The organism is Kribbella deserti (genome assembly GCF_042434725.1).
GTDB classification, from domain to species: domain Bacteria; phylum Actinomycetota; class Actinomycetes; order Propionibacteriales; family Kribbellaceae; genus Kribbella; species Kribbella deserti.
The window spans coordinates 119,521-140,284 of the sequence record NZ_JBHLTC010000029.1 but is presented as its reverse complement, the minus strand read 5'-3'; the positions used below and the strand labels follow the sequence as shown (position 1 = coordinate 140,284).

The 20,764-nt window shown below is 65.8% G+C and carries 20 protein-coding genes; 13 read left to right on the top strand and 7 right to left on the bottom strand.

Annotation, left to right across the window (positions count from 1 at the left end; all coding sequences use genetic code 11):
- Nucleotides 1-262: 262 nt before the first annotated feature.
- The 3 genes from ACFFGN_RS22425 to ACFFGN_RS22415 are packed head-to-tail and all read left to right on the top strand — an operon-like array spanning nucleotide 263 to nucleotide 2,681.
- The gene (locus ACFFGN_RS22425) at nucleotides 263-1,105 is read left to right on the top strand and encodes an ABC transporter substrate-binding protein (protein ID WP_380050902.1); all 843 of its coding nucleotides are present in this window, start codon (nucleotides 263-265) and stop codon (nucleotides 1,103-1,105) included.
- A complete protein-coding gene (locus ACFFGN_RS22420; RefSeq protein WP_380050900.1) occupies nucleotides 1,102-1,929 on the top strand; it encodes an amino acid ABC transporter permease in 828 nt (275 codons plus the stop codon). Before ACFFGN_RS22425 ends, ACFFGN_RS22420 begins: the two co-directional genes overlap by 4 nt.
- Nucleotides 1,929-2,681, top strand: a complete 753-nt coding sequence (locus ACFFGN_RS22415; protein WP_380050898.1) for an amino acid ABC transporter ATP-binding protein — start codon at nucleotides 1,929-1,931, stop codon at nucleotides 2,679-2,681. The genes ACFFGN_RS22420 and ACFFGN_RS22415 overlap by 1 nt, the downstream gene beginning before the upstream one ends.
- Before the next feature lie 89 nt (nucleotides 2,682-2,770).
- Here the strand turns inward: ACFFGN_RS22415 and ACFFGN_RS22410 are convergent, their stop codons facing one another.
- Complete coding sequence (locus ACFFGN_RS22410) at nucleotides 2,771-4,159, bottom strand: Gfo/Idh/MocA family protein (protein WP_380050896.1); 1,389 nt, start codon at nucleotides 4,157-4,159, stop codon at nucleotides 2,771-2,773.
- A gap of 257 nt (nucleotides 4,160-4,416) precedes the next feature.
- Between ACFFGN_RS22410 and ACFFGN_RS22405 the strand changes: the two genes are divergently transcribed.
- Both ACFFGN_RS22405 and ACFFGN_RS22400 read left to right on the top strand, forming a co-directional pair.
- The gene (locus ACFFGN_RS22405) at nucleotides 4,417-4,809 is read left to right on the top strand and encodes an ATP-binding protein (RefSeq protein ID WP_380050894.1); all 393 of its coding nucleotides are present in this window, start codon (nucleotides 4,417-4,419) and stop codon (nucleotides 4,807-4,809) included.
- Nucleotides 4,806-5,597, top strand: a complete 792-nt coding sequence (locus tag ACFFGN_RS22400; RefSeq protein WP_380050892.1) for an RNA polymerase sigma factor SigF — start codon at nucleotides 4,806-4,808, stop codon at nucleotides 5,595-5,597. Before ACFFGN_RS22405 ends, ACFFGN_RS22400 begins: the two co-directional genes overlap by 4 nt.
- A 1,096-nt stretch (nucleotides 5,598-6,693) precedes the next feature.
- Here the strand turns inward: ACFFGN_RS22400 and ACFFGN_RS22395 are convergent.
- On the bottom strand, nucleotides 6,694-7,116 hold the full coding sequence (locus tag ACFFGN_RS22395) for a hypothetical protein (protein ID WP_380050890.1): 423 nt from the start codon (nucleotides 7,114-7,116) through the stop codon (nucleotides 6,694-6,696).
- A gap of 315 nt (nucleotides 7,117-7,431) precedes the next feature.
- Here ACFFGN_RS22395 and ACFFGN_RS22390 point away from each other — a divergent pair, with 315 nt between their 5' ends.
- Entirely contained in the window at nucleotides 7,432-7,683 is a 252-nt protein-coding gene (locus ACFFGN_RS22390) for a WhiB family transcriptional regulator (protein ID WP_012922773.1), read from the top strand.
- A gap of 123 nt (nucleotides 7,684-7,806) precedes the next feature.
- Here ACFFGN_RS22390 and ACFFGN_RS22385 read toward each other — a convergent pair whose 3' ends face one another.
- On the bottom strand, nucleotides 7,807-9,267 hold the full coding sequence (locus ACFFGN_RS22385; RefSeq protein ID WP_380050887.1) for a sensor histidine kinase: 1,461 nt from the start codon (nucleotides 9,265-9,267) through the stop codon (nucleotides 7,807-7,809).
- A 129-nt stretch (nucleotides 9,268-9,396) separates the two neighbouring features.
- Between ACFFGN_RS22385 and ACFFGN_RS22380 the strand changes: the two genes are divergently transcribed.
- Nucleotides 9,397-10,299: a DUF2785 domain-containing protein gene (locus ACFFGN_RS22380; RefSeq protein ID WP_380051035.1), complete on the top strand. Its 903-nt coding sequence runs from the start codon at nucleotides 9,397-9,399 to the stop codon at nucleotides 10,297-10,299.
- On the opposite strand, the gene ACFFGN_RS22375 is transcribed toward ACFFGN_RS22380, so the two are convergent.
- Nucleotides 10,288-11,217 carry an endonuclease/exonuclease/phosphatase family protein gene (locus ACFFGN_RS22375; protein ID WP_380050885.1) on the bottom strand — a complete coding sequence of 310 codons (930 nt, stop codon included), beginning with the start codon at nucleotides 11,215-11,217 and terminating at the stop codon, nucleotides 10,288-10,290. The two genes, ACFFGN_RS22380 and ACFFGN_RS22375, sit on opposite strands and share 12 nt — an antisense overlap.
- Nucleotides 11,218-11,339: 122 nt before the next feature.
- On the opposite strand from ACFFGN_RS22375, the gene ACFFGN_RS22370 reads away from it, so the two are divergent.
- The gene (locus ACFFGN_RS22370) at nucleotides 11,340-11,615 is read left to right on the top strand and encodes a DUF3311 domain-containing protein (protein ID WP_380050883.1); all 276 of its coding nucleotides are present in this window, start codon (nucleotides 11,340-11,342) and stop codon (nucleotides 11,613-11,615) included.
- The gene (gene mctP / locus ACFFGN_RS22365) at nucleotides 11,612-13,261 is read left to right on the top strand and encodes a monocarboxylate uptake permease MctP (protein ID WP_380050881.1); all 1,650 of its coding nucleotides are present in this window, start codon (nucleotides 11,612-11,614) and stop codon (nucleotides 13,259-13,261) included. Before ACFFGN_RS22370 ends, mctP begins: the two co-directional genes overlap by 4 nt.
- A 63-nt stretch (nucleotides 13,262-13,324) precedes the next feature.
- Here the strand turns inward: mctP and ACFFGN_RS22360 are convergent, their stop codons facing one another.
- Nucleotides 13,325-13,708 carry a thioesterase family protein gene (locus ACFFGN_RS22360; protein ID WP_380050879.1) on the bottom strand — a complete coding sequence of 128 codons (384 nt, stop codon included), beginning with the start codon at nucleotides 13,706-13,708 and terminating at the stop codon, nucleotides 13,325-13,327.
- A 41-nt stretch (nucleotides 13,709-13,749) separates the two neighbouring features.
- On the opposite strand from ACFFGN_RS22360, the gene ACFFGN_RS22355 reads away from it, so the two are divergent.
- Entirely contained in the window at nucleotides 13,750-14,430 is a 681-nt protein-coding gene (locus tag ACFFGN_RS22355; protein ID WP_380050877.1) for a DUF5317 domain-containing protein, read from the top strand.
- Here ACFFGN_RS22355 and ACFFGN_RS22350 read toward each other — a convergent pair.
- A complete protein-coding gene (locus ACFFGN_RS22350) occupies nucleotides 14,392-15,675 on the bottom strand; it encodes an HD-GYP domain-containing protein (RefSeq protein ID WP_380050875.1) in 1,284 nt (427 codons plus the stop codon). The two genes, ACFFGN_RS22355 and ACFFGN_RS22350, sit on opposite strands and share 39 nt — an antisense overlap.
- Complete coding sequence (locus ACFFGN_RS22345; protein WP_380050873.1) at nucleotides 15,672-17,033, bottom strand: HD-GYP domain-containing protein; 1,362 nt, start codon at nucleotides 17,031-17,033, stop codon at nucleotides 15,672-15,674. Before ACFFGN_RS22345 ends, ACFFGN_RS22350 begins: the two co-directional genes overlap by 4 nt.
- A gap of 257 nt (nucleotides 17,034-17,290) precedes the next feature.
- On the opposite strand from ACFFGN_RS22345, the gene ACFFGN_RS22340 reads away from it, so the two are divergent.
- From ACFFGN_RS22340 to ACFFGN_RS22330, 3 genes are all read left to right on the top strand, one after another.
- Entirely contained in the window at nucleotides 17,291-17,365 is a 75-nt protein-coding gene (locus ACFFGN_RS22340) for a 50S ribosomal protein bL37 (protein WP_369759046.1), read from the top strand.
- 412 nt (nucleotides 17,366-17,777) lie between these two features.
- The gene (locus tag ACFFGN_RS22335; RefSeq protein WP_380050871.1) at nucleotides 17,778-18,302 is read left to right on the top strand and encodes a helix-turn-helix domain-containing protein; all 525 of its coding nucleotides are present in this window, start codon (nucleotides 17,778-17,780) and stop codon (nucleotides 18,300-18,302) included.
- Complete coding sequence (locus tag ACFFGN_RS22330) at nucleotides 18,295-20,754, top strand: helix-turn-helix domain-containing protein (RefSeq protein ID WP_380050869.1); 2,460 nt, start codon at nucleotides 18,295-18,297, stop codon at nucleotides 20,752-20,754. The genes ACFFGN_RS22335 and ACFFGN_RS22330 overlap by 8 nt, the downstream gene beginning before the upstream one ends.
- The last annotated feature ends 10 nt before the right edge of the window (nucleotides 20,755-20,764 follow it).

Here is a 20,764-nt window from a genome sequence, read left to right as displayed (position 1 = left end):
AGCTTGTTCTGTTCAGTCGGTAGGCGGCGGCGGTCGACTCGGGTGCGTCGAGTACCGCCGGTGCTACTCGGGGGTCACCCGTGGTTACGAGTAAACCACAGGAGGCACTGGTCTCTTTTGTGAGGGCTGCCACACGGTGACGATCGAGTCTCCATCGCGCCGAATCAGCCGACAGGGAGCACCGGGCTGTGTCAGGATGCGGGCAACCGCGCTCGGTACCACCGGGTACGGGACCGGAACCACCGTTCGAGGAGCCTTACCGATGAACATCCTCTCCACCCTCCGCAAGAGCCGGACCTCGGTCGCCGTCGCCTCGGCCGCCCTGCTGGCACTCACGCTCACGGCCTGCGGGGACGACTCGGGCGGTGGCGGGGAAGCATCCGCCGTGCCGGAGGGCATCACGCTGGTCAAGTCGGACAAGCTCACGGTCTGTACCCACCTGCCGTACAAGCCGTTCCAGTTCAAGGAGGGCGGCAAGGTCGTCGGGTTCGACGTCGACCTGCTCGACCTGCTGGCCAAGCAGTTCAAGGTCGAGCTGGACGTGGTCGACATCGAGTGGGCGCAGATCACCTCCGGTGCCGCGTTCAAGGCCAAGAAGTGCGACGTCGGTATGGGCGCGATGACGATCACCCCCGAGCGCCAGCAGGCCATCGGGATCTCGACGCCGTACATGGACGCCACCCAGGTCCTGCTGGTCAAGGCCGACTCGGGCATCAAGTCGCTGGCCGACCTGAAGGGCAAGAAGATCGGTGTCCAGGCCGACACCACCGGCAAGACCTACGCCGAGAAGAACGCGGCCGCCAACGGCTACACCGTGATCACCTTCCCGGACCTCAGCATCCAGGCCAACAACGTGAAGTCGGGCCGGGTCGACGCCGCGATCAACGACAACGGCGTGCTCTACGACTTCGTCAAGGCCAACCCGGAGACCGCCGTCACGGCGGAGTTCGACACCGGCGAGCAGTACGGCTTCGCGCTCGACAAGACCGACCCGAGCAGCGTGAAGCTGCTGGCCGAGCTCGACAAGGTGCTGACCAAGGCCAAGTCCGAAGGCACCTACAACGAGATCTTCAAGAAGTGGTTCGGGGTTGAGCCGAAGAAGTGAGTGCGACCAGTACTGACGTAGAAGCGAAGCGGAAGGGGCTGAGTCCGCGCCAGCGGGCTCAGCGCTCCCGCCTGATCCAGTACGCGATCCTGATCGCGATCGCGATCCTGGCCGCCTTCGCGGCGGACTGGCCCCAGATCGTCGACGTCTTCCTCCGGCCTGAGCTGATCAAGGGCGCCTTCGCGGAGGGTCTGCTGAACGCGCTGGTGAAGACCGTCGTCTACACCGCGGGCGCGTTCGTGATCGGCCTGGTCGGCGGCACGATCCTGGCCCTGATGCGGTTGAGCCAGGTCGCGCCGTACCGCTGGCTGTCCACGGCGTACATCGAGTTCTTCCGGGGTCTGCCCGCGATCATCGTGTTCATCGCGTTCAGCCTGCTGCCGCTGGCCTTCGAGGGCCTGATCATTCCGTTCGACCCGTACGGCACGGTCTGGCTCGCGCTCGGCATCGTCGCCGCGGCGTACATGGCCGAGGTCATTCGCGCGGGCATCCAGGCGGTTCCGAAGGGCCAGCTCGAGGCGGCCCGTTCGCTCGGCATGCCGCCGGCGCTGGCGACCCGCAAGATCGTGCTGCCGCAGGCGTTCCGGATCGTGCTGCCGCCGCTGGCGAACGACCTGATCCTGCTGGTGAAGGACTCCTCGCTGGTGTTCATCATCGGTACGTCGGCCACGGCGCTGGAGCTGACCGGTTTCGGCAAGGAACTGGCCAACACCGAGTCGAACCTGACGCCGCTGGTCACGGCCGGCTTCTGCTATCTGCTCATCACGCTGCCACTGGGTGTTCTGGTCCGGCGGCTCGAGGCCAAGGCTGCGAGGGCGAACTGATGTCCCTGGTCGAGATCAAGGACCTGCATAAGTCCTTCGGCGACAACCACGTGCTGCGTGGTATCGACTTCACCGTCGAGCAGGGCGAGGTGGTCTGCGTGATCGGGCCGTCGGGGTCCGGTAAATCCACGCTGCTGCGTTGCGTCAACCTGCTGGAGCAGCCGCAGCAGGGCCAGGTGTTCGTCCGCGGTGAGGACATCACCGATCCGGACTGCCACCTGGACGACGCCCGCAAGCACATCGGCATGGTCTTCCAGCAGTTCAACCTGTTCCCGCATCTGTCGGTGCTGCAGAACTGCACGGTCGCCCAGGTCACGGTGCTGAAGCGCAAACCCGCCGAGGCGAACGAGATTGCCCGCGCCAATCTGGAGCGGGTCGGCCTGACCGAAAAGGTCGACGCGTATCCGGCCCAGCTTTCGGGCGGTCAGATGCAGCGCGTCGCGATCGCGCGAGCGCTGTCGATGGACCCGGCGCTGATGCTCTTCGACGAGCCCACCTCGGCGCTCGACCCGGAGCTTGTCGGCGACGTACTGACCGTCATGCGCAAGCTCGCGCTCGACGGTATGACGATGCTGGTGGTCACCCACGAGATGGCCTTCGCCCGTGAGGTGGCCGACCGGGTCGTCTTCATGGACGGTGGCGTCATCGTCGAGCAGGGTCCGCCCGAGGAAGTGATCGGCAACCCCCAGCAGGAACGGACCAAGACCTTCCTGCGCCGGGTTCTCGACCCGACGCACGTCGAACCCACCTGATTGCTCTTGGTACGACGATGGGCCCGTGCCGGTTGGCGCGGGCCCATCGTCGTACTGGCAGCTGCTCCTGTTGGAGCGGCTCGGTCTGGTTAGAGCGGCGGCATGTCCGTGTCGCGGGAGTCGAGGCCTGCGCGGGGCTTGCGCCAGGCGCCGCGGGTGAAGTCCGGTACGTCGACGGGCTTGCCGCCCTTGCGCAACGACTCCACACTCAGCGGTACGGGCGAACACCAAACGGCTGAGTCGTACACGTCGATATCGGGCACAAGGCCTGCACGCATCTGCTGGACGATCCGCCACTGCAGCACGTAGTCCATGCCCCCGTGGCCGCCGTTGTTCGCAGCGTCGTCGCCGATCTTCTTCCACAGCCAGTGGTCGTACTCCGCGCGGTACGGCGCGAACGGCTTCCATACGTCACCGGTGTGATCCGGCTCCAGGTAGATCCGCTCGGGGTAGTCCTCCACGATGCCCCGACTACCTACCAGGCTGTTGATCCGGCTGTAGGGCCTCGGAGAACTTACAGCGTGTTCTGCCCGGATCACCCGGCCTTGCGCCGTACTGATCATGCAGGTGATTAGGTCGCCGTTGATGTACTCCTCCTTCCACGACGGGTGTCCGGGCGGCATGAACCGCTGCCGGTAGTCCGCTAGGCCCTTGGCCTCCGTAGCCGTCGCAGCCAGGGTGGCGAACCTGTCGCCGCGGTTGACGTCCATAGCCGCCGCGATCGGTGCAAGCCCGTGCATCGGGTAGAAGCTGGCGATACTGCGCGTGTGCCACAGACGGCGCCAGGAGTCGGTGTAGTACGTATCGCTGAACAGCAACGCCCGCAGGTCGTGCATGTAGCCGCCGTGGCCGTTGGTGATATCGCCGAAGACACCGTCGTGGGCCATCTTGAGAATGGCTAGCTCGTTGCGGCCGTAGTTGCAGTTCTCCATCAGCCACAGGTGCTTGCGAGTGCGCTCCGAGGTGTTGACCAGGTCCCACAGCTCGGCCATCTCGGTGGCGATCGGCAACTCGATACCGACATGCTTGCCGCCGAGCAGCGCGGCCTTGCCCTGGGAGTAGTGGAACTCCCACGGCGTCGCGATGTAAACGAGGTCCACGTCGTCCCGCTGGCACAACTCGGCCGCGGCCTTCGCCGAGCCCGAGTGAATCGCGGGCCGCGGCTTGCCGAGTTGCACCAGCCGGTCGGCGGCCTTGGTGGCTCGCTCGGGCCGGATGTCGCAGACGGCGGTGACCACGGCGCCCGGCACCGCCGACCAGCCGCTGAGCATGCCCATACCGCGGTTGCCCAGTCCGATCACGCCGATCCGGACCCGGTGATGCGCTTCGAACGGAACTCCGATCATCGACCGCTGCCCCGGCCGCCGGGGCTCGACCGGCGGCGTAGTCGCGGCTGCGGCGGGAACGCCGGTCACGGCCATCACGCCGGCGGCAAGGCCGGCTCCGAGGATCGATCGGCGCGAGCTGGTGGGATTCACGTTGGCTCCTGTCGTCGGGGCTCGGCGGCCCGGGCCACTGGCGGGAAGGAGAGGACCGGGGCCGACGCAAGCGCTGCGTGATTATGCTCGCAATCCGATCACATTCGTCACTAACGTGCAAGAGTTTGCAGGGCGTCACCTGACCCGCGCTCCGGTCGGCGCCAGCGAGCCGCTTGCTGATGCGCCCAGGCCGCCAAGCGTGGAAGATGTACGCGGCGGGCGCCTGGTCCCGAGCAGAATTCGTGAGGAGACACGCAGTGAGCAGCAGCGGACAAGGTGCCGAGGTCAGGCTGACCATTCCCGCGGACGGCGCGTACGTCGCGGTGCCCCGGTCCGTGGTCGGCAATCTCGCCGCCCGCAACAACTTCACCGTCGACGCGATCGACGACCTGCGCATCGCCATCGACGAGGCCTGCTCGCTGCTGTTGCCGCAGGCCACCGACGGCGTACTGGAGTGCGTCTTCGCCATCCAGCCGCCGCTGATGACCGTCACCACGTCGGCCACCGTGCCCAACGGCTGGAAGCCCGACACCGGCTCCTTCGGCTGGACCGTGCTGGCCGCCCTGGTGGAAACCGTCGAGGCGGAGACGATCGAAGGCCGGCTCACCATCACCGTGACCGCGTCAGCCCTCACCCCGGAGGACGCGTGACCGAGGCAGCCGCCGCTGGCCCTGAAGAGCCGCTCGACCTCCGCTCCCGAACCGCCGCCCTGTTCCGGGCGATGGCCGCGGCGAGCAAAGGCGAACCGGCGCACAGCGCGGCCCGCGACGGCCTGGTCTCCCTGCACATGCCCCTGGTCGAACACCTGGCCCGCCGGTTCCGAAACCGCGGCGAGCCGTACGACGACCTCGTCCAGGTGGCAACGATCGGCCTCATCAAGGCGGTCGACCGCTTCGACTCCGACCGTGGCGTCGAGTTCTCCACGTATGCGACGCCGACGATCCTCGGTGAGATCAAGCGGTACTTCCGGGACAAGGGCTGGGCGATCCGCGTGCCTCGCCGGCTTCAGGAGCTGCGGCTGTCGTTGACGGCTGCGACGGCTGATCTCACTCAGGAGCTTGGCCGGGCTCCGACGGTGGCGGAGCTGGCTGAGCGGCTGGAGCTGGCTGAGGATCTGGTGATCGAAGGGCTCGAGTCTGCGAACGCGTACAACACGTTGTCGCTGGATGCGCCGGATCAAGGCGAGACGGATTCCAGCACGGTGCTCGACGCGCTTGGCGGCGAGGACGAGGCGTTGGAAAGCGTGGAGTACCGCGAGTCGCTGAAGCCATTGCTGGCGCAGCTCGAGACTCGCGAGAAGCGGATTCTGACCCTGCGGTTCTTCCGGGGGATGACTCAATCGCAGATCGCGGAGGAGATCGGGATCTCTCAGATGCACGTGTCGCGGTTGTTGGCGCGGACGCTCACTGAGCTGCGGACGGGGCTTTTGAAGGAGTAGCTCGTTGGCTCGTTTGGGTGGGGCGGGGTGGTTCCGGTTGGCACCCGTCCCCCTGAGGTCTTTCGAATTGTCAGGTCGGTCCGGGCCGCGTCAAGGGTTTTGGGAATCACCTGCGGTGACGCTGCGCGCCCTTGACCCGGCCCGAACCAACCAAAAGGCGGCAGCTATCAGGGGGACGGGTGAGGTCTGCCCGGGATCGGGACATCCGCACGCTCCGCGCCAGGACCTCCGGCACGCCCCCCGCGCGGGTCCACCACCCTCGACCCGGCGCTGGCGGCCCGACTGACCGTCCCACCGGCCCAACTGACGGCCCCGACGGCTCGACCGGGGATCCCGGCGGCCCGGCTGGGGTCCCGCTGGCCCGACTGGGGTCCCGATGCCCCCGGCGGGCGGTCCCGATGACCCTCACTGGGGATCCCGACGACCCGGCGGGCGGTCCCGATGCCCCCAGCGGGCGCCGCGAAGGCCCGGGGCGGTCCAGCCGAACCCACTACCGACTTTTGGTACGACTACCCGGCTACAACCGGGTAGCGGTCAAACAACTCGGCAGCGGACACACCAAAACCCGGTAACCGAGCAAAAACCCGGCAGCCGACCCGAAACCCCAGCACCGATCGCCACCAACACCACCTCACGCCAATCCTGCGAGTGGCCAGCCACCCCGCCGGTGGGTTACCACCCCGGATTCCCAGGTGGTAACCCACCACCCCAGTGGCCAGCCACTCCCACGGATGCGGGCGACCCCGGGCGATCCCGGCGACCCCGGCGACCCCGGGCGATCCCGGGTGATCCCGGCGATCCCGGTGAACCCGGCGACCCGGGCGAACCACCCGGCCAACCAGCCGCGCCACCACCGAACCAACCCGACACAACCGGCCACACCCCACCCGTCCCCCTGATAGCCCGCCGCACTTGGTGGACCCGGGACGCGTCAAGGGCGCGCAGCGTCGCCGGCAGCCGATCTCAACCCTTGACGCGGCCCGGGTCCACCTGACAATTGCGACCACTCAGGGGGACGGGTGACCACCGAACCAGCGCCACCAATCCGACGGCACCAAGGAAACAAGCCCTCCAGCACATCCCCCGGAAGAACGCGCTATCGCCGGTTCGGGTCGTCCACGAGTGCGTCGAGGGAGGCCTTCTGGAAGATGGCTACAAGCACGGCAACCCCGCTCACGGCCAGCAGAACCGCTACCCAGCGAGTGGAGCCGCCCCAGAAACTCCAGGCGACCCCGAGCTGGATGAGCTGGGCGAATACGGCGGGCCCGCGGCTCCAGGTGGCCGCGCGGGCTAGGCCTCGGGCCACCACGACGAGGCCCGCGCCGTACAGGAGGAGGAAGACTGCGGTGGTCAGGCCGAGTACGAGCCGGTCGGCGTTGATGGTGAATGCCTCGAGCACGCCCATCACGATGGCCAGCGCACCTTCGGCCGCGACGATGCCCGCGGCAACCTTGAGTGGGGCGGGTACGTTTGCAGGCGTCGTCGATGGGGACTCGTCAGAGATGAATTTACTCGGCACGGAAGCAAGAGTAGATGTTCTGCGTAACCCCCGGCCGGTTCGATCGGTTACTAGCTGTGAACGGGACATCGCAACAACCGGCTAACGTCCGTTATGCGGACGTGAGTCACCGCTGTACCCGCAATGGCGACGTTTCAAAACCTTGTGATCGATTTGATGATTGAAGGTCTTGTTTCGGCCTCCACAGCTTGGGACGATGTACCTGTTCGTGAAAACGTTCACAACTCCCCGCACCACCTCGTGCGGGGCCGCGAGATTCGCTGCTGTCACTGACCAGACGCAGCGTTCAAACCACTGAGAGAGATGGGATCCGCCATGGATTGGCGTCACCGGGCCGTTTGCCTCGATGAGGACCCGGAACTGTTCTTCCCCATCGGCAACACCGGGCCCGCGATCATGCAGATCGAGGAGGCCAAGCAGGTGTGCCGCCGCTGCGACGTGCGCGAACAGTGCCTTGCCTGGGCACTGGAAGCCGGCCAGGACCACGGTGTCTGGGGCGGGCTGAGTGAGGACGAGCGTCGGGCCCTGAAGCGCCGCAATGCGCGCGCACGGATCCGCACCGCCTGACTCGAAGTCGACTTACAGGCCCCGCGGATCGCGCGGGGCCTTTGTCGTTCCTGGCGGGTTTTCCTTTACCCACAAGGGGTTTTGGCCGTTAGTTGTTGACGGCCCGGATCTCACGGAGCGATGTCATTCCTTTACTGGAATGTCGACGACGACGGTGGTGCCGGATCCGTCGGCCCGGGGGCCGAATTCCAGTACGCCGTCGAGTTCACCGATCACCAGGGTGCGCACGATGGACAGGCCGAGATTGCCAGAGGTCTCCGAGTCGAACCCTGGCGGAAGTCCGCTGCCGTTGTCCGTAACGCTTACGCGCAAACGGCCAAGGGCGCGTTCCGCCGCCAGCTCGACTGTTCCGGCCTGGGCACCAAGGCCGTGTTCGACCGAGTTCTGCATGAGTTCGGTCAGCACCATGGCCAGTGGTGTCGCGATCTCCGAAGCCAGTACGCCGAAACTGCCGGTCCGTCTGGTGGACACTTCGGCGGCCACGGTGGACACCTCGGCGACCATCGCCGCGACCCGATCGGCGACTTCGTCGAACTCGACGTGCTCGTCGAACGACTGGGACAACGTCTCGTGCACGATCGCGATCGAGCCGACCCGCCGTACCGCCTCGGCCAGCGCGGCCTGGGCCTCCGGCACCTTGATCCGCCGTCCCTGCATTCGCAGTAACGCGGCCACCGTCTGCAAGTTGTTCTTGACGCGATGATGGATCTCCCGAATGGTGGCCTCCTTGGTCACCAACTCCCGCTCCCGGCTCCGCAGCTCCGTCACGTCCCGGAGCAGGATCAGCGCGCCGACATGAGCACCTTCGGCCCGAAGCGGGATAGCCCGCAGGAACAAGGTGACTTCGTCGTTCTCCACCTCGATCTCACGAGCCGCGCGGCCGGACAGCACCGTCGCGAGTACGTCGTCGACCGGCTGCCGGCCCTGGACCAGCTCGCCGGTGACATCGGCGAGACGTCCGCCGACCAGATCGGTGACCAGGCCCATTCTTCGATAGGCGGACAACGCGTTCGGGCTCGCGAACGTCACCATTCCGTGCCGATCGACGCGAATGCAGCCATCTCCCACCCGGGGCGACGTCGACAGCAACCGCTCCCCGCCGTACGGGAAGATGCCGTCGCTGATCATCCGGGCCAGGTCGGTCGCGCTTTGCAGATAGGCGAGCTCCAGCCGGCTCGGCGTACGGACGCCCAGCAGGTTCGTATTACGGGCGATCACCGCGATCACCTCGGTGCCGCGCCGGACCGGGATGGTCTCGACCCGGACCGGTACGTCGTCGCGCCATTCCGGATCGCCCTCGCGGCAGATCCGCCCCAGGTCGTACGCCTGGTCCAGCAACGGCCGGCGGTCGCGCGGAATGAAGCTGCCGACGATGTCGTCGAGGTACGCCGTGGGCCCGGTGGTCGGCCGCATCTGCGCTCCGGCCCAGAAACCCAGGCCGTCGGTATCGGGCAGCCAGAGCACCAGATCCGCGAAGGACAGGTCGGCCAGCATCTGCCAATCGGAGATCAGCAGCTGCAGCCGATCCAGGTCGGCCTGGTCCAGCGTGGTGTGGTGTCGCACCACATCGCTCAAAGACGGCACCTCTTGAGCCTAGTGCAGGGTTGCTCTTGCCTTGACCGGCCGCAGGGTGTATCCGCAGAGCTGATGGGAATTTAACCGTCCGGGTGTTGCCGCGGGGGAACAAAGTGAAAGGATGCGTTGGTGGAGTCGATGTACTGGCAGGACGTGATGGCCGCGGACTACGCGGTACCGAACGACCGCGCGCTGCCCGACCTCACCGAGGAGCTCGTCCGTGGTCTGGCCAGCACCAATCCGCAGATCCGGGATTCGCTGGCCTATCCGACGCTCGCCACCTGGCTGGAGCGCGGGGTGTACGACGACCTGCTGCCCGGATTCGGCGATGGGTTGTGCGCGGGTCTGGCCTACGGCCTTGGTGAGGACGGTACGGACACGGTCTTCCGCCGGTCGTTCACGGCGCTGACGCTGGCCGAGGTGATCCACCGCGACAACGCCGAGTTCCTCGTTCATGACGAGGTGGTGATGCGCTGGGGTGACCGGCTCGCCACCTGGCTGCTGCGCGAACGCGATCTGCGCGGCTACGTACCCGACTGCGGCTGGGCGCACGTTGTCGCGCACGGCGCCGACGCGATCGGTGCCCTGGCTCGTTCCCGCCACTGCGACGCGGGAGTACTGCGCGCACTGCTCGACGTACTCGCCGACCGGGTCGTGAAGGAGACGCCGTACCGCTGGGTGCACGAGGAGCACGACCGGGTCGCCCACGCGGTGATGACGATCCTGCACCGCAACATGCTGACCAGCGACGAGCTCGAGCGCTGGCTGAAGCCGGTCGCCGCGTTGGCCGCCCAACAGCCGGTGATGCACGAGACGTTGCCGGAGTGGCCGACGCCGTCGGTTTTCAACGCCCGCGGCGTACTGCACGCGTTGCTCAGTCAGCTCGCGATCGGCGTGAAGGGCTTCCCGATCCCGGGCGATGACGAGTTGTTCGGCCGGCCGATCGAGACCCGGGCGGACCTGCTGCTGATGGTCACCGAGGCCGTTCGCAGCTCCCAGCCCTATATCTACCGCCCGGCCGCGAACAACTCACACAGCTAGCTTCGCGACCACGGCGCGGTGGTCGCTGCCCTTCAGGTCGTACGCCGTGAAGCCGATCGGCGCGAGGCCCTCGGTGAACACCACGTGATCGATCTGGGTCCGTACGAAGGCCGGCCGATCCGCGGGCCACGTCCCGATCAGGCCCCTGCCCACACTGGGCGCGACACTTCGGCACCGGTCACCAAGGGCTTTCCGGAACGGCGCGTGGTCGATAGAGGCGTTGAAATCGCCGACGATGACGGCTTTGCCGTCGGCGCACCACGGCCCGATCGCCTTCAGGTCGTCGCGCCACCGTCCAGCCGCGGACGGAACCGGCGGGAACGAGTGGTACGCGATCAGCCGCAGCTCCCCCAACGCACCACCAGTCACTGCCACGTGGCCGAAGCTGGTCGGATCCCCCGCCGCGTCGAACCGGACGTCGCCCAGCCGGGTCGATACCAGGACGCTCGTCGCGCTGACCGGCGAATCGTCAGTCTGGATGGTGTGGCCCCGATAGCCCGGCAGCTTGGCCTCGATCGCCTTGCGCACGTCTTCGGTGGCCTCCGGCAACGATACGAAGGCCGGCTGGTGGGTGCGGATCAAGGCGGCCACCGTTTCCGGACTCGCGCCGCCACCAAGGATATTGGCGCCCATCACGGTCAAGGTCGTACGCCCGGATGCTGCTGGCTCAGGCGTCGATAATAGCCTCGGCGCCGTATTGAGGGCCGCGATAACCGCCAACGCCAGCCCCAGTACGGCGTACAACCTGAGGCTTTTGCGGTTGAAGGCCAGTACGCAGAGCAAGGCGATCAGGAGGATCCCCTGCGGCCGAAACGCGCTCAACTGGGCGAAGGGCGTGTAGCCGCCCAGCGGCCCTGGGAAGAGCGGTAGACCCACCACTAGAAGGAATACCGCGCTCCTGATCGCTACGGCTCGCACCGGACTCCCCTGCTCGTGGCTAGTGGCAAGTAACTGTAGGACGGGTCTAGTGCGCCGATAACGGTGGGAGGTAGCGTGCAGCACTGCGCTAGTCACTCTGCGCGTCCCCTGAGGAGGAAGTCGTGTCGAAACTGGCTGAGGTCAGACCCGCGCACTGGATCGCCGGAGCCCTCCTGGCGATCACTGTTGCCGTACCGCTCCTGGTGACCACGTACGCCAGGGAGGAGCCGTACCTGTGGGGTTTTCCCTTCTTCTACTGGTACCAGCTGCTCTGGGTGTTCATTGCCGCCGGAACGGTCAGTATCGCCTTCAGGCTGATAATCCGTGAGGAACGCAAGAGACGTGCCGCACAGGGCCTGAGCGACCCGGACAAGAAGAAGGAGGGCCCGGCAGCATGAGCAACGTCAACTACGTGCAGCTCTCCATCGTCATTGTCATCTTCCTCGGCGTCACGGCGATGGGCTTCATGGCTGCCCGCTGGCGCAGCGTCGGCCACCTCGACTCCCTCGACGAGTGGGGACTGGGCGGTCGCGGCTTCGGTGTGTTCATTACCTGGTTCCTACTCGGCGGCGACCTCTACACGGCGTACACGTTCATTGCCGTCCCTGCAGCCATGTACGCGACTGGAGCCGTCAGTGGCTTCTTCGCGGTGCCTTACACGATCGTGGTCTATCCGATCATCTTCGTGTTCATGGCCCGCCTATGGTCGGTCTCGCACCGCAACGGGTACGTAACACCTGCAGACTTCGTAGCCGGTCGGTACGGCAGCAAGCCGCTATCACTGGCCGTCGCGCTTACGGGCATCCTGGCCACGATGCCGTACATCGCTCTGCAACTCGTCGGTATGCAGGCCGTCTTCGAAACGATGGGCCTTGGCGGTAACAACATCTGGGCCAAGGACATCCCGCTACTAGTCGCCTTCGCCGTCCTTGCGGCCTACACCTACTCCTCGGGCCTACGGGCGCCTGCGATGATCGCCTTCGTCAAGGACGGCCTGATCTACCTAGTGATCGCCGTAGCCATCTTGTACCTGCCGCACCTGCTTGGCGGCTGGGACAGCATCTTCGGTGCTGCCAAGGAGAAGATGAGCCAGACCAACCCGAACACGGGGAAGCCAGTCGGAGCCTTCATCCCAGGTGAGGCCGGGTACTCCGTCTATTGGACGCTTGCGCTCGGATCGGCACTGGCGCTGTTCATGTACCCGCACTCGATCACCGCCGTGCTCTCGACGAAGAACCGCAGTGTCGTACGCCGCAACGCCGCCATCTTGCCGGCGTACTCCCTGCTGCTCGGGCTGCTCGCGCTGCTCGGCTACATGGCGATCGCGGCCAACGTGAACATCACCGGCCTCGACGGCGTGGCCAACCCGCAGCTCGCCATCCCGCGCTTGTTCGACCAGATGTTCCCGAGCTGGTTCGCCGGTATCGCCTTCGCCGCGATCGCGGTGGGCGCGCTCGTACCTGCGGCGATTATGTCGATCGCGGCGGCCAACCTGTTCACCCGCAACATCTATCGCGAGTACTTCAAGAAGGACGCGACCCCGAAGCAGGAGGCCAAGGTCTCCAAGCTGGCCTCACTGCTGGTGAAGTTCGGCGCGCTCGTCTTCGTGCTCGGGATGGACAAGACGATCTCGCTGAACCTGCAGTTGCTCGGCGGCATCTGGATCCTGCAGACGTTCCCAGCGATTGTGGGCGGTCTGTACTCCCGCTGGTTCCACAAGTGGGCGCTGCTGACCGGTTGGGCGGTCGCGATGCTGTACGGCACGATCACGGCGTACAACGTGGTGAACCCGACGACGGGCAAGCACTTCGGTGGTTCGCTGACGACGATCCCGTTCACGGATCGCCAGGCGTACATCGGGCTGGTCGCGTTCGGGATCAACCTGCTGGTGGCGGTCGTGCTCACCTTCGCGCTGCGGGCGCTGGGTGTTGCCGACGGCCACGACTCGACCCACCCGTCCGACTACCGCGCGGATGCCGGCGATCCCGGTGTGAAGGATCTGCCGGAGATCCTCGGCGACGGCACGGCGCCGGCCAAGCCTTAGCTCCCTTCTCGGGGCGGTCGCCCTCTTTCTTGAGGGCGGCCGCCCTTTGGCGTGGGCCCTTTGTCAGCGAAGGCGGCGGAGGAAGCGGGTGCTATCGACGATCACCCGGGTGATGGTGCCGGAGGCAACGATCCGCTCGTCGCCATGAGAGGCGACCACGTCGAACCGGACCAGCTTGCCGTCGACGTACTGAACAGTCGCGGTAACGGTGATCAGCTCGCCGACCGGGCTCGGCGCCAAGTGCTGGAACTCGAACCGGCTGCCGACGCTGGTCGCGCCATCCGCGAGTTCCTTGGCGATCGCGTCGCAGCAGGCCTCCTCGGCCCAGGACAACAGTCGCGGCGACGCCAGCACCGGCAGATCGCCGCTGCCACCGGCTTCAGCGGTATCCGCCTCGGTGACCGGAGCGGTGACGCTGGCCTGCATTCCGACACGCACGGGAGCCATGTCATCCATCAAACCACTTGGATCGGCAAGAATCGGCAACTGTGCTGCTGGTTCTGCTGGTGATCCTCCTGGCCATCCCGCTGGCCCTGCTCACCGGCGGCCGGCTGCAGAACCTCGCCTCCAACCCGCTCACCGGCCTCGGCTGGCTCGCCGCAGCCGCCATCTGCCAACTCCTCGGCGCCTTGGGCACCGCCGGCTTCTCCGACGCGGGAACACCGACCACCGCCGGCCTCCCCGGCGCGGGGACGCTGATCACCGCCGGCACCGTCTACGCGGCGGGTCTCATCGCCTCAGCCGTCTGCATCGCCATCTTCCTGCGCCAAAACCTCACCCGCCCGGGCGTTCCGTTGCTAGCGCTGGGCTTCTTCGCGAACGCCCTGGTGGTATCCCTCAACGGCGCCATGCCCGTAGCCCCCTCGGCCCTAACCGCCGCCGGCCTCTCCCCCACCGTCGCCCCCGGCCCCCGCCACGAACTCGAAACCCCCACCACCCTGCTCCCCTGGCTAGGCGACACCCTCCCCCTGGCCCTCCCCACCACCGGCCAAGCCATCAGCCTCGGCGACCTCCTAACCGCCGCCGGCGCCGCCCTCCTCCTCCACACCACCCTCAAATCTCACCCCAACGTCGCAGCAGACGAAGCCCCCTCAGACCAGACCAGGCCCCAGGCCGAGTTCCCGAAGGCGTCAGAACCGGAAGCCACGCGCAACCACTCGGCGCAATGACTCGTAGACCTTCGGGTCATACTCAGCGCCGATCCCCAACCCAATACTCTCAAGTGCCTTCTCCGGCCGCTGCCCATTCCCCTCCCCAACCAACTGCTCATACGCCAGGGCCACGTTGACGATGCCGCTCTCGAGGGGGATATCGGTGTTGCTGGCGCGGCCACGCCGGTACGGGTCGCTCGAGTGACGAACAATCTCCGCGACGTGGTCGAGCACGCCTGAACGCTCGATGATCTCTGCCCCGATTTCGGCAGCCCGTTGGCGATCCGCCCGCTTGCGCAGCAGCGACGTACCGCCCGGACTGGGATCAGCCAGCGCAAGCTGTCCCACCCCCGATAGCAGCGCGGCATATTCCAGCGCTTCCATCCGCGACGGCGTCAGACCCAGATCATGGCCGATAGCAACAGCCAGCGTGGACGTTCGCACGTTCTGGCCAGGACTACTGAACCCAGCGATCTCCGTGCTCCGCGCCATCGATCTGACCGTCGTGCGGTAGGTTCGCTGAGCCGACGCGTACCTCCTGAAGGCGAACTGAGTCATCAGAAGCGGAACCACGACAAGCGGCGGAGCCCATAGCCCTATCAGTGAAGTGCCTGCGGCCAGCAGGATGCCGCTGATACCCATCGCCATGCCGATCCGCCCCATAACGGCGAGTTCGTCACGAAGCGCAGCGGGAAATGGCTTGTTGAAGCGTTCCGTGTCCTGCCCCGCGCCGATCAGCGCATCCAGCAGGCCTGCGGCGAGAACCGCCAGGAACATGACGGCGGTAAGAGGCACGGCGTGAGTCCATGACCCACTCCAGTAGAAGCGATCTGGAGTGACCAGGGCGAACACACCGGCAGCGCAGGCGACTGACAGAACTCGCCGCGAAGAGATGACCATGTCCCACCACAAACCGGCGATCAGACGTGGCATCACACCAAGGAGAGTGGCGAGGCCGGTGATCGCGATGACCTGTGCCAGGTCGGGCGGATCCATCACCTCGGGCCCGCGTAGCATCGCGTAGCCCAGTGCCGCACTGGTCGCGATCGGAGCGCGGTTCCGCGTCCTGTCGACTCGGAACTGCACCATCTCGCCGATGGCGATCAGGGCACCGAACGTCAAGGCGAACGACCAGCCACTGACGCCATGGCGAATGGTGATCAGCAGCGCGAACGCGCCGACCACCGCGCCGACAACGACGACGACTACCCCACTGCCGGCCTGCCGTGGATCGACGCTGTGCGCCCGGGCCCCGGCTGTCATGCCGGACCCGCGGCCGAGCCGGAGGCGCCCCCACCGCTGCCAAGGCTGAGGTCGTCGTGGTCGACGGTTGCGCGCGCGGCGGAGTCGGGCGCGGGCTGCTCGACGGCCTGGGGCTGCCAGCCCTCGGCGCGAATCAGCGCCACGAACGAGTCGACAAGGTCGGGATCGAAGTGCGTATGCCTGTCATGAATGAGGATGTCCAGCGTTTCCTCAACCGATCGCGCGGGCCGGTACGAGCGAGTGGAGGTCAACGAGTCGAAGGCGTCCACGATGCCGATGATCCTGGCGAAGTAAGGAATATTGACGCCGCTCAATCCGGCCGGATAGCCCGTTCCGTCGTATTTCTCGTGATGGTGGAGGACCGCGGACTTCACCTCCTCGAGGAAGGGAATGTTGCCGATCAGTTCCACTCCACGCGCCGGATGCAGCCTGATCGCGTCCATTTCGGAGTCATCGAGCTTGCCGGGTTTCTGGATGACGCTGGTCGGCACGCCAACCTTGCCGACATCGTGGAGCAGACCTGCATGCTCTAGCGCGTGTTGCCGATGATCGCTCAGTCTCAGGTGCCGACCGAGCATCCCCACACCTTGGCTGACTCGCTCGGAATGCCCTCGGGTGTAGAGGTCCTTGGTCTCGATCACCTGAATGAAGGCTCGCATGGTCGCAGCTTGAGCAGTACGTTCCGCTTCGTCCTGTGCGAACGCCCATCGCGCCACGATCAGCGGTACCAGGATGAGAAGACCGGCCAAGATGCCCAGGCCGCCCAGCCAGACGAAGGCCATCAGCAGGCCGAGGAACCGGTATCCGATCGAGGGAAGAGCTGTCCGGACGACGATCTCCTTGAAGAAGGCGCTTGCCGCGCCCACGCCCTTCTCAACCGTCAGCACGCAACACATCAAGACAATGCTCACGGCCTGGTAGACGAGGCCAGCGACTGTCAGCGCAGCGACGGCACGCGGCACGTGGTCGAAAACCGTCAGCCCGACCGGACCGTCTAGAAGGCTGTAGGCAACAGCGCCGCCTACGGCGGACAGCACCCGTGTGGCGCTGTTGAAGATTCGTTTGATCCATGGGACGCCGCGAGCATGCAGCACTGAGCCAACCCCTGCGACTACTACTGCCGCAAAAGGACCGGAGATGACGTATACAGACATCAACGCCATCGAGGCCAGGTTGGCTCCCCGGGCAGCCGCGAACGGGAAGCGGAGCTTGCTGGCAGCGAGAACAACGACGCACAACTGGACCAGAGTCGGGTAGTCGTTCACGCGGGGCGCCGAGTACACCAGCGCGACCAGCGAAGCGAGGGCGACCATTGACACCAGGAACCGCAGGGCACTCCTGGTTGTCGCCACGGTCATCTTGCCTTTTCAGCCGGTTCACCACTCAGGATCGACCTTGAACATGATACGTCACCTCCGATCAGCGGCGTAGTCTTGAACCCACCGAAGTGGGCACAGGGGGCAGACAGCGCTTCGCTGACTCTCTTACGAATTTTGCTCAGCAGGGGCGCGCCGAAACACTGTAAGGCAGCCGGTGACTCGCCGCACTGTACTCAGGACGCCCTTGTGGTATGAGAGACTGTCACTCTTTGCAGTTGTAATGAGGAGGCTCTGGAATGGGAAAGACCGGCCGCAAGCGCCGCGCACGTAAGAAGAAGGGCGCGAACCACGGCAAGCGCCCCAACGCCTGACTCAGGCGGCTACGCAGAGCAAAGACCCCGGCCTTGACCGGGGTCTTTGCAATTAGGTCACAGCTCACAGCCAGACCAGTCCTTGGACAGGTCTTGTCAGCGGAGCGTCCGCATTCGGGCACGCACTGCAACAATCCGGCTTGATTGCCACCGCTTCCCTTCGGCGCCCGAATTCAACTGTCCGGAATCAATCAAACGGCGATCAAACGGATGTTTGATGTGTTTGATCAAATACATCAACTGAAGCTCGTTTACGCACCGTGGCGTCGTTTCGCCAGGAAATAACTCGCCGCGATCAATTCACTCCGTAGCGCTACGAGTTTAGCCCGGCAAAAAACACAAACCCTTTACACTTGGCCGATCTCCCGGACTGAGATCTCTCGCGCGGTTCGACTGACTTGGACGGAGCAGGATGGCTGACGAATCCTTCGGAGCACTGCTCCATCGGTTTCGTACCGGGGCGGGTCTCACGCAGGCCGAGCTGGGTGACTTGTCCGGGCTCAGCGTGCAGACCATCAGCACTCTGGAGCGCGGTACCCGAAGTAGTCCGCGCAGGCCGACAGTTCTCGCGATCTCCGAGGCACTCCGGCTATCCCCCGACGCACACGAACGGCTTCTAGCCGCGGCGCAGCCGGTCAAACAGCCATGGCCGAGTAGCGACCCGATTGGCAGTGACGCGTCGTTCGCGCTTGTGCCACGGATGTTGCCGCCCTCCGTGGCCGACTTCACGGGACGTCAAACGGAGGTCGAACAACTGCGGAAGTTGCTGGCCACCCCTCAACTAGCTCCTGGTGCACCCAAATCTGCGGTCATCGCCGGCATGGGCGGCGTCGGTAAGACCTCATTGGCCCTTCATGTCGCCCATCTGCTAGCCGAGAGCTATCCCGATGGCCAGTTGTTCATCGACCGCTCCAGCGGCGGGAGGGCCGATGGCTGAGACCTTCGGCGACCTGCTTCGGCATTTCCGGCTGCGAGCCGAGTACACGCAGCAGCAACTCGCGGAGCGGACTGCCCTGAGTGTGCAAACAGTGAGCACACTTGAGCGCGGCACCAGAAACGCTCCACGCCGCGAAACGGTCCTGTTGTTGGCGCAAGCCCTGCGGCTGACTTCCGTTGAACAAGCCCTGCTGCTGTCCGCCTCACGCCCCGGGACGGTTCAGGCTCCAGCTAGAGATGCCGTCGTCGGCCGATGGGTCATGCCACGCATGCTTCCGGCCGGATCAAGCGACTTCACCGGTCGTGAGGAGCAGGTGAGCCGGTTGACCGCAGCTTTGATGCCGCCGGCTCCTGGCGCGCAGGGGGCGGTCCGGATTGCGACGGTCAGTGGAATGGGGGGTGTCGGCAAAACCACCTTGGCGCTTCACGTCGCGCACCGGCTTCATGAACAGTTCCCTGACGGCCAGTTGTATCTGGACCTCAGAGGCTTCGGTCCGGGTGAACCGATGACGACGGCAGACGGATTGGCCTTTCTGTTGGAGGCTCTAGGCACCCCGCCTTCCGAGGTACCCCGCGATCCGGCCCTGCGCACGGCCAAGTACAGGACGCTCCTTGCCGGCCGCCGAGTCCTCGTCGTCTTGGACAATGCGCTTGGGTCCGACCAAGTGCAGCCGCTGATTCCAGGCACGGCTGGCTCAGCTGCGGTGGTCACCAGCCGCCGGTCACTGACAACCATGCCAGGCGCGACTCACGTGCAGTTGGCCCCGTTCAGCGAGCGGGAAGCTCTGTCGCTGCTGTCCAGCATCGTCGGGCGGGACAGAGTCGAGTCCGAACAGAGTGGCGCGGAGGAACTAGCCCGCCGGTGCGGATATCTGCCGCTTGCGATGCGCATCTTGAGCGCCCGGCTGGTCGCCCGACCGCACTGGCCGTTCTCGATGCTGACAGCGCGACTGAGCGACGAGCAGCGTCAGCTTGCCGAGCTCGAACATCAGAATCTGGATGTGCGGGCGTCACTCGGCGTTTCGATCGATCAGCTCGTCACCAGCGGCGATCCTCGCGATCACCAGGCAGCCGCGAGTGCGTATCTACTCGCTCAAGCGCCCGGTCCTGATCTGAGCGTGCGGTCGGCGGCCGCAATGCTCGAGCTCGAGCCTGCCGCGGCCGAGGTACAGCTAGAACGGCTTGTGGACAGCGGGCTGCTGGACACGGCGACGCCAGGGCGCTACCGGTTCCATGACCTGATCCGCGCCTATCTCCGGCAGCGATCGATGAGGCCGAGCGAGTCGGCCGCCTACCGAGAATCGCTGCGGCGGCTGCTTTTGATCTACGTCGAGACGGGCTGGCAAGTGGCTGAACGCGTCTCCGGTATCGACGAGCGTTCCATCTGGCGCGATACCGGGCTCGGCCCGCTGGAACGCCTCGGCACCTCAGCGGAAGACACGGTGGCGTGGTTGCAGGGCGAGCAGCGCCATCTCCTCGAACTGGCACGGCTGCTGGCGAGCCTCGGTACCGAATTCGACGACCTATTGGTCCAGCTCTCGTTGGCCATGATGCCGATCAACCTCAACCAGGCGGCGTACGACGCGCAGCTGATCCTGACCGAGATCGCGGGAGTTGCCGCGGCCCGTCTGGGCGACGTTGCCGCACAAGGTCTCGTAGCTCACGACCGCGGCGCCGCCTTGGCCGAACAGAGTCTTCTTGACGAGGCGGTCGGCAGTCTGGAAACCGCCCTCGGCCTATTTCGCAAGGCTGGAGACTCAACTGGCGCAGCGATGGTTCTTCGCAATCTCTGCTTCGTCTACGGCGTACTGGGCCGCCTTGAGGACGGACTGGCCGCCGGCCAGGAGGCGCTTAGGATCTCGAAGCGCAGAAACCCGCCGCTCCGGCTGGCACAGTGCTACATGCTGCTGGGCTCGATTTACGGCGAAGAGGGATTGGGCGACGAAGAGCAGCAACTTCAGCATTTCGAGAGGTCGCTGGAGATGCTTGCCGCGGAGTACCAACCCAACCGGGCCGCGTTCGCCCTCAAGCACATCGGGGCGGCTCATCGACGCGCCGGACGTCTGCCGATGAGTGCGGAACTCCTGGAGGCAAGCATCCTGGCGTCGCAGCAGCAAGGGCAGTTGGCCCACGAAGTCGTCGCTTTGATCGAGCTGTGCCGAACTCAGGCGGCGATGGGCGACGTTGCGGCATCCTTGCAGACGGCGCACGAGGCAATAGAGCTGGCTGAAGGAGCTGGGATTCAATCTCTACACGCCCGGGCTCTGCAAGCTGTCGGCAGCACACTCGCTGGAGACGGCAAGTTGGCAGCCGCTCGTGCCAGCTGGGAGGAAGCGCTGGCGATCTACCGCCAGCTCGGGGCGGTCGGGGCGATCACCGAGCTGGAGGATCTGTTGGCCGACCGGCCCGCAGGACCAAGCAGCCCGACTCTTTGGCATGACGGTCGCCGTTGAAGACCTCTCC